This is a genomic window from Eubacterium ramulus ATCC 29099 (assembly GCF_000469345.1).
GTDB lineage: Bacteria > Bacillota > Clostridia > Lachnospirales > Lachnospiraceae > Eubacterium_I > Eubacterium_I ramulus.
On the sequence record NZ_KI271077.1, the window covers coordinates 80,192 to 89,239 of the forward strand.

General features: G+C 36.3%; 5 protein-coding genes and 1 pseudogene. 5 read left to right on the top strand and 1 reads right to left on the bottom strand.

Annotated elements, in window-relative coordinates:
* Positions 1–268 precede the first annotated feature (268 nt).
* Both HMPREF0373_RS15835 and HMPREF0373_RS01090 read left to right on the top strand, forming a co-directional pair.
* On the top strand, positions 269–5,623 hold the full coding sequence (locus HMPREF0373_RS15835; protein WP_021737690.1) for a hypothetical protein: 5,355 nt from the start codon (positions 269–271) through the stop codon (positions 5,621–5,623).
* 55 nt (positions 5,624–5,678) lie between these two features.
* The gene (locus HMPREF0373_RS01090) at positions 5,679–6,764 is read left to right on the top strand and encodes a hypothetical protein (protein ID WP_044962525.1); all 1,086 of its coding nucleotides are present in this window, start codon (positions 5,679–5,681) and stop codon (positions 6,762–6,764) included.
* A gap of 224 nt (positions 6,765–6,988) precedes the next feature.
* Here HMPREF0373_RS01090 and HMPREF0373_RS17225 read toward each other — a convergent pair.
* Positions 6,989–7,144 (bottom strand): annotated as a pseudogene (locus HMPREF0373_RS17225) (ATP-binding protein); the annotation flags it as partial.
* A gap of 208 nt (positions 7,145–7,352) precedes the next feature.
* Here HMPREF0373_RS17225 and HMPREF0373_RS17130 point away from each other — a divergent pair.
* From HMPREF0373_RS17130 to HMPREF0373_RS16270, 3 genes are all read left to right on the top strand, one after another.
* Positions 7,353–7,790, top strand: a complete 438-nt coding sequence (locus tag HMPREF0373_RS17130) for a DUF6431 domain-containing protein (RefSeq protein WP_070103930.1) — start codon at positions 7,353–7,355, stop codon at positions 7,788–7,790.
* 176 nt (positions 7,791–7,966) lie between these two features.
* The gene (locus tag HMPREF0373_RS01100) at positions 7,967–8,242 is read left to right on the top strand and encodes an RNA polymerase sigma factor sigma-70 region 4 domain-containing protein (RefSeq protein ID WP_021737695.1); all 276 of its coding nucleotides are present in this window, start codon (positions 7,967–7,969) and stop codon (positions 8,240–8,242) included.
* Between the two features lie 152 nt (positions 8,243–8,394).
* Positions 8,395–8,985 (top strand): DUF1294 domain-containing protein, encoded by a 591-nt coding sequence (locus tag HMPREF0373_RS16270; RefSeq protein ID WP_021737696.1) that lies wholly within the window; start codon positions 8,395–8,397, stop codon positions 8,983–8,985.
* The last annotated feature ends 63 nt before the right edge of the window (positions 8,986–9,048 follow it).

Here is a 9,048-nt window from a genome sequence, read left to right on the forward strand (position 1 = left end):
GAACCTTGTAAGTTTGTAATGGTGTAAAACAACAACCTTCCCTTCTGCGTCCATTCAGTCGTTTGAGAACCTTGTAAGTTTGTAATGGTGTAAAACAAACTACAAATTATCTCAGCAGATAAAAAAGTTTGAGAACCTTGTAAGTTTGTAATGGTGTAAAACGGCATATTCGTCAGATCCCAAAGTAAGCCAGTTTGAGAATACCAACAAGTAAGAAGCATTTACCAAAAAAAGTTTATTAATTACACAAAAGAAGGAGTTGAGAAATTTGTCTAAATCAGAAACGGTTTTAGAGCTTCAAGAATTATTAAAGGATATGAGATCCATTACAGTGGATCTTAATAGAAGCATTTCTAGTCTAAAAGAGATTTTAGATGTTGAAGAATTTATTCCTACTAGCTTGGGAGAGAAAATAAGGACATATTTAGAGAAGATAAATGAAAAACAGACGGAGTTTGTTTCAAAATATGAAGCTCTTAATAGTCGTGAGCCCAATACAAAATATGTGGTTCTCGAAAATGAATTGGAAGAAGCTAAGAAGGTTTTCGAAGAAAATGATAGGTATGTAAATGGAATTAAATTCTTTTTGTCTTTGCACTCTGATGATGAAAAAACAGAGAATATTTTGCAGAATAGAAAAAATACTTTAAATAACTTAAACATTGATGCAATGGAACGTGATGATTTACAGTCGTTAGGAAAACCATATATTTGGTTACAAGAGGCATTCTGGGAAATAGATGCTAAGAAAAAGTTTTCTTTAATGTATAGATTGGCATCATGCTTTGAAGAAGAAATTGCTATGGGTATTCAGTTTGGCACATTGTCCATAAAAGAGCCAAATGATGAAGTGTTAAATGTAGAAATTACCAACAATAGTTCCGAGAAGGGGGCGGTTGAGCTTGATACTTCAGAATCACCAGTAGACGAAACAGAAAAGGATGAGAACAATTATGTGGTAAAAAATGAATCGAAAGAATCTGAAATGGAAGAACCTGAACTGGTTGATAACGTTGCTGGCAAAGAGTATGAAGGAATCTTGGTTAAGGAAAAGCCTTTTATTTTGCATGTCCAAATGAGTTCAAAGGCAGAAACTAAATTTGGCGTAAAAGAGTTCAGAAATGATATCATAAAACAGTATCCAAAAGAAAAACTTGAGTGTATGGTTGAAGCTTTAAAGGGCTGTGGGTATTCAATAAAAAGTATTACAGAAAAGAAGAATGGTAAAGCAGAAAGCTATAAACTTTCTACTGAAAAATTGTACCAGTTTGGTTATTTGAAAAGATATGTAGTTGATAAAATGGGTGAGTTTTTCACTTTGTCTCCACGTGGAGAACGTGCTTTTGTAGCAAAAGATTCTCTTTCTTTTATTAATCAGAATATAAAAGAAAAAGTATCTTCACAAGATGATGGTGAACCAATTGAAGATACTGCAAATTCGTCAATTGTGCGTCTTCTTTCTTTTGACAGTAGCATTAAACAACGTAAGTTGGTTCCTGATTATGAATTTGTGATTAGGATGAATGTAATGGCAACAGATTATTTTGTTGAAGGATATCCTGGCAAGGATAGTGATATTACTAACTGGTTCGCTGGAATAGTGACGGAAAATGTTGAACAATTACAAGAATTTAAAGAAACTGTAAATGATAAAGTTAATCCAGGAGATGTATTAATTGTTACGGGAAATACGTTGGAACAGGCAGAGACTGTAGCTAATTGGTTATTAAGCGAGTTTACGCTCGAATTGAGAAATATTGGTTATACTACATTATTTGAGAATTCTGTGTATGATATCGCAACAAAAGAGCCAATTTTGTTTGAAACGAAGGAATCTATTGAAAATGATGAGAATTTAACGGCAGAGCCACCTATTTTGAAAGAAAAAAAGGAGAAACAGCAATCGGAAGATGAAACAGTTTCACTTGAAGAATCTGAAAATACTGGCGAAAACAAAACGATAGGAAAAAATGGTGTTGCTGAAAATGAGTCTAGTAGTGAAGAAACTAGATTACTTAAAGAGATTGTAATTGAGGCTGAAGAAACAGGAGGGAACAGAAGCTATAAGGCAACCACGAAGACTGTTAATTCTGCGGTACCATCAATCTTGGAAGAAGAGAAAAAAAAGTATATTTCTACATATCAGAAAATGATTGTTTCTGGGAAAACATATGCTGCTTCGGCATATTTAAAAGCGTTAGCTAAGCAACACCCATATTTTGAACCATTTTATCGTCAGCTGGCATATGCTGTAAATGATCCTATGGAAAGGTGTACATATAGCTCGGATACAATTTTTAATGTCTTTTATGGAGATACGGTACCTATTTCGGATTATTATATTGTTGCAGCTGCATTACGAAACTATTTCTTTGACCAGTATAGTTATGACTATTCAATTCAGCAGTTGTATTCTATGTTGAGTGAAACCCCTTTATTCAAAGAAAATCCAAATCTTGAGAAGGTTGTTTATGATTTGATGACATTCAAAAATGAACAGCACAAGGGTGTGGATTGTTATGCTGAATATAGAGAAAAAGAAAGGGGCTCTTGGGAAAAACGATTGGCTGAAATCCGTCGCGAAGCAAAAGGATACTATGAAAACTATGGGAACGGAAATTTAAAGGAAAATGCATCGCATAAACGATTCATTGAAACCACAAAGCTTCTTTTAGGTACTGGTAGTGATTTGTGTGAATATCTGAAAGTGGTTTCTGACGATGATAGAGATATGTTGGATATGCTGAAAGATTTTCTTGCCATCACATATGTGAAAGATCAAGCTTCCATTTGCGAAGAAAATATTGATCCTGCAAAGATAAATTCTGCATTGGATTTTTATTGGGATTTGGCCTCACAAAATATGCGTGTTGCTAAGAAAACATCTGATTTGATGAGTAGCTTAAGAACGAATCTTTATAAAAAAGTTTATAAAGTTGTAGTTGCGCTTTGTAATTATGTATCTGTTATGAATTCTTCATTTACTAGCACGGAGGATACTTCTTTATATGCTTATAAAAAAATTCGTACACCATTATTAAATAGTATAAATAAGTCGATCGAAGATTTGACTAAAACAAACTCAATGGAGTTAAGCAAAGAATCAGGGAAAATTGTTTTAGTACAGACATTACGAGAACTTGAACAGCGTTTGTCTGGAGGGTATAAGGAGGGCACATACAAATACTATTATATCGATTTCTTAAAAAGCGATAAGGTATTATTGGATGAAGACTTTTTACCAATATTAGATGAAGTGCTTGAACTTCCAGATTTTTCTATTATGTCAAGAATCCAGTCACATTGTGATGAAAATGAAACAGATCTTTCGGATAGATTACAAAAAATATTTGCAGGTGATGATGATTACGGCAGTGCATCATTAATTCTTAAATATTTCGATTGTCAAGGTAAAAACCTATCTAGTGAAGAGTATGAGAAATATAATATTGAAAAAGCGATCGTATATCCATTGCGAGATCTAGAAAACAAAAGAAAAGAGTTTATTGAAGATATTGAGTTAGCACAAAGTTATGGACAGATAGATAATACCGTTGAAAATAGCAAAGAGGCGATTCTTCAGATTATGGAAGTCTGGTATTTATGGGCTATTGATACTCAGAATTATGGCTTTTTTGTGAAAATTCTTGAAGAGTTCAGAAAGAAGATCAAAAATGATGCTCAGGTTAGAGCGCATGATTTACAAATGAGCTTAGATGTTTATCTTAAGGAAAATGGTTCTTGGGAGGAAGATGAACTCATAAGTAAAGCGGTTGCCCAGATAAGAGAACGTATTGAGCAACAGAATTATGCGGCAGCTGAAGATTTGTTGAACCGAGTTATAACACATGATTTGGATTTGGATGTGACTGTTCAACAGGAAGACTATTTGGAAAAATTCTTTGATGAATATGATATCAACTATAGAAAGACTGCAGATTCTGGTGCAACACTCAAATCGTTAGTTAATACAACTAAGGCCAACAAGGATATTAAAGGCGGTAATCGATTGTTAGAGACGTGGCCAAGAGGTGCTGGTGTAGGTGAGTCAGCCCTGAAAAACTTACTGAACGCACTTGGATTTAATCTGGAGATAGTGCATAAAGAAGAGTCAATTCTTGGAAAGATCGAAAACTATTCAGTTGTACTTAAACGTCCTCAAAATGGCAGAAAGAGTAATTACAAGCATCCAATTTCTGTTTTTGGATCAGAAGCAGAGGAGAAGGGCTTTAGAGTAGTTTGCATTTTCGGAAAGACAGATGCATCTAGATTAATTGACATTTTTAAAGAGGTTGGAAATGCAAAGAATACTATTGTATTGCTTGATTATGCTTTGACATCATCAGACAGAAGAATCTTAGCAAGAAAAACCAAAACGGATATGAGTGGTAAGGTTTTTGCTGTTATTGACAGAGTCATTCTTGTATTTTTGGCAAAACACTATTCAGAAACAGCAATTAACAGAATGCTTATGTCAATTATAATGCCTTTCGCATCATATCAGCCATATATTGATAAATCTGCGGATGTTATGCCTCCAGAAATTTTTATTGGACGGAAATATGAACTTGAAAAAATTGAATCGCCCACAGGTGTAAACATTGTATATGGTGGACGTCAGCTTGGTAAATCAGCCTTGCTTAGAATGGCGAGAAAAGATATCGATCATGACGAAAATGGTGATCGTGCCATTTTAGTGGATATTAAAGGAAATGATTACAAAGCAGCTGCCAAGAAAATTTCTGCTGCATTATTTGATGAAGGCATTCTGAAGGAAGAGCATATTACCGATGATTGGAGCGAACTTGCTCGGGACATAAAGAAGTGTCTGCGTAGTAGTACGGATTACATACCGTATCTTTTATTATTAATGGATGAAGCGGATGTATTTATTGAAAGCTGTGAAAGCGTAGGATATCGACCATTTGATGCACTTAAAGACATTCAAAGTATCGGCTCAGGTAGATTTAAATTTGTGGTAGCTGGATTACGTAATATTGTTCGGTTCAAACGGGAAGTTGCATTAGGTAATAATAGTGTTCTTACACATTTGGAGTCATTGACTGTAAAACCGTTTAAATCCATGGAGGCAAGAGAGCTGTTGGAGGTAGCGTTATCTTATCTTGGTTTTAGATTTCCTAAAGATAACGACACAGAAGTATTGATTTCAACGATTTTCGGAACAACAAACTATTTCCCTGGTTTGTTACAGCTGTATTGTGCAAAACTTATTGAGGCAATGCGTCGTGATTATGCGGGTTATTCTGAAAGTGAAACACCGCCATATATTGTAAAGAAAGATCATATTAAAAAAGTATTGGCGGAGCAATCATTACAGCAGGATATTCGTGAGAAATTTTTTATTACCTTAAAAGTTGGAGAAGACGATTATTATTACATTATTGCATTGTTGGTTGCCTATTATTATCACGGAAATAAGTCACAGAACGGTTGTAGTGCGAGTGATTTGATTGAGTTGGCAGATACATATTCAATTGGCAAAATTTCTGCCATAAATAGTGAAAGCTTAGCAGCATTAATGGAAGAAATGTGTGAATTAAATGTTTTGCAGCATACAGGTGATGGTCGTTATCGATTTACAAGACATAGTTTTGTCAGATGATGGGAACTGTTCAGCAAATTGAAGATGAGCTTATGAACTATATGGAGGATTAATGATGGAACAGATATGGTGGAATTACATTATCAAGGTTCATTCATTTTTAGAAAGCATTGTCACAGAAACGGTTAAGGGGAGCAGTATGCTGCTCTCCTTGCCAAATTCCATTCCGTGGAGAAATACACTTATAGACATTGTTAGTGATCGGCTTCGGATAGAGAATTCAAAAAATAAATTTGAAGAAATTAAATGCCCAGAGGAAGAGCCAGGAGCATATTTGTTGGAACGATTTTGTAAAAAAGAAATAAGGGCGACATATCGTTATGGAATGAGTTATGCTCAATTTCTTGGAAAATGTCAGGAAACGGTGTTGAATGATCGCTATATTTGGGTTTCAGATATTCCAGCTGATAAAATTAATAAATGGCTTGATTTTGTTGCTGAATATAATGTAAATGTTAAGGATAAAACTCCTGGTATTTTTATAATGGAAGTTCATGATGATTCCATAGCAAGAAAAAGTAAAAAGGGCATTAAGAACCTTATTTTTAATCAAAAGATTGGAGATTATGACAAATATGCATTTTGCGCCTTGGCATCATCAGAAACAAGGTGTAAAGAATATTTGCGTCCTTATTTAGCAGAAGTAGTATCTTCGGTTTGCGGCGATGATGTTGAATTATGTGCAGCATGCGTTTTGAGAGGAATGGAATTTTTGAGTTTACCGGATCAGACTATCAACGATATTATAGAAAGTTGCCATAGAAGTGATGGTGAACGTTATTTTTTTAATAAAAGTAAGGAAGAAATTACGGTCTCTATTTGGGAATCTCAATTGAAATACATTTTTCCATTGATTGAAAGCTATAGAAAGTATTTTGTTAAGCGATATATTAGGGCAATAAAAAATATTCTTCCAATTAGTAATAGTTATGGAGAAAAAGTGACTATTCCAGAGGATGTTGAAATAGGTACTTTATTTTATTTAGTTGGACGAGGCGATATTGTCATTTCTTCGACAGAATATAACGAGCTTGAACGATATAGAAATGCCAGAAATAGATTAGCGCATATGAATGTTTTAGAAAACGAGGAAGTAGAGGCTATACTAAAGGCTGGGAAACATAATATTTCACTAAGTTAGATTTCTGGTTACTGTTTACACGTCACTATTCCGCGAGGTGTTTTCGGGCTGTAAGCACGAAAATGCCGAGACATACGGCGAGAAATGGTGCATTCTGCATCATTTCTGTGCATTGCGAAGAGTGTTGCTGGTCACTGTGCAAATTACGCTTAAACGGAACGCCAGTTCCGCTACTGCGGAACGGCTATTCCATTTTTAACGGTACGAAGTACCGCTAGATTACATCATTCTGTTTCACACATATTTATACCGTTCATCTCCAGACGATACGTATGGTGCTTATCCGTGATTCGTGTAAGACATGCATCGGCGTAGGTGTTATCGGCAAACATATCGAACCATGTGCTGACTGGAAATTGTGAGATGACTACAGTTGATTTTCTTCCATCTCTGGTTGTTGTTGACTCCTTAAATTAGCATAATACTGATCTACTTGCCTGTCTCTGGAATGATCTGTATACTGTCATTAGTTTACAGAAAGAAAAAGGTCCCAGAGCACCCACCGTGACAAGTCGTGTACTCTGAGACCATGGTCAAAAACCATGATTATTATATCAGATTACACACTGGTCCTCAAAGAGGATATCGGTGTTTTTTGTTGAGAGCAGTGAGAACTCCCATATATGCCCTATCTGTCAGGGAATGCTCCGTTACAGGGATTCCCGTCCTCGCATCTGCAAAAAGGAGGGCGGAACGAGGGAACGTCTGATGATCCGCAGGTTCCGATGCCAGAACTGTCATAGTTATTACAATGAACTTCCTAACTGTCTTGTTCCCTATAAACATTACGAAGCAGAGGTGATTGCTGATGTTCTGGATGAAGTTATCCTTCCGGAAGACCTGGACTCTGAGGATTATCTGTCCTTCAACACCATGCTCCGCTGGCTTCAATGGTTTCGTGAAAACCTGCAACGTATAGAAGGATATTTACGAACCGCTGGATATCAGATATTAAATCTGGGAGAGGAACTCCTGTTTACTCCAGACTTACTGCTCAACAAGATTATTGAGGGGGTTAGTAAATAAGCCTTCTCGCTGGCTATCTATTGAGGGGCAAATTGAAAACTGCATATTGCGAAGCTAAACGGCCGGATTTGCGGAGCAAAACGGTCGCATTCCGTTTCTGAACAGCCGAATTGCTACCAACCTGTGTAATCTAATCCTTATAATGATAGTAGCCATCTCAGGGATGAGGATAATGTATGCAGTTGGATTACAAGGACATCATTATCAAACACTACGTGCTATCAATGTCCGGTAGCGAAATAGCTCGTCAGATTGGTTTCAGCAAGTCTGGCGTTAATGACTTCTTGAGAGCATTCAAGAAGTGCGAAGATCTGAACTATCCATTACCAGCAGGCATCACTAACTATGGTATTGCCCTGAAGGCGTATGGATCTGTAGCTGGATCAGGAGGTCGAAATGAGAACAAAGTCAAAATGAGAATCCCTAATTACAAATTTTATGGTACTATGTAGTTACCGCACTGAAGGAGGATCTCATTATGGCAAACCTCATTTTAACTTGTACTAAATCTTGACATAGGACCACTTCACGATTGGCATTGTTTGAGAACCTTGTAAGTTTGTAATGGTGTAAAACTCTTTCCCGGAAAGGCAACAGAGAAAAAATGATAGAATTTGGAAAATTGGAATATTATTTGTTGGTGGTAAATGCAATAGGTGCATTGGCCTATCTGATAAATCTGCTTTTGTATAGACATACCGCAAACGGGCGGATAGATGTGATCGTGACGATGGTATCTTTACTTGGCGGTTCGGCGGGTATGCTGCTTATGATTTTACTTTTTGACAGGAAAGCGGAAAAAGAAAATATGATGTCTCGGGTGTTTATTATATGCATTTTCATTATTCAGGTGATTATGCTGTTGATTTTCAAAGGACATCATGCAGAGCATTTTACATTTGCATTCTGGAAGTTCTTTGCAGAACACCGGATATTGCTGATATATCTTGGGATCATGAATCTTGTGACATTTATCGTATTTGCGATTGATAAGGTCAATGCCAGAGCAAATCGTTCCAGAATCAAAATCGTGACACTGCTTGGATTATCATTTGCCGGCGGATCTGTGGGCGGACTCATTTCTATGTATCTGTTCCGACACAAGACACAAAAGGACTACTTTACGGTTGGAATGCCGCTGATAATTGTGATGCAGGTTGTTGTTTTGTTTTATGTAATGAATGCGGGGTGGTAGAGTAGGGGGGGATAGGATATTTTCATCGGCGTGTTTTATCTCAGTCGAGAAGACTCCCACTTC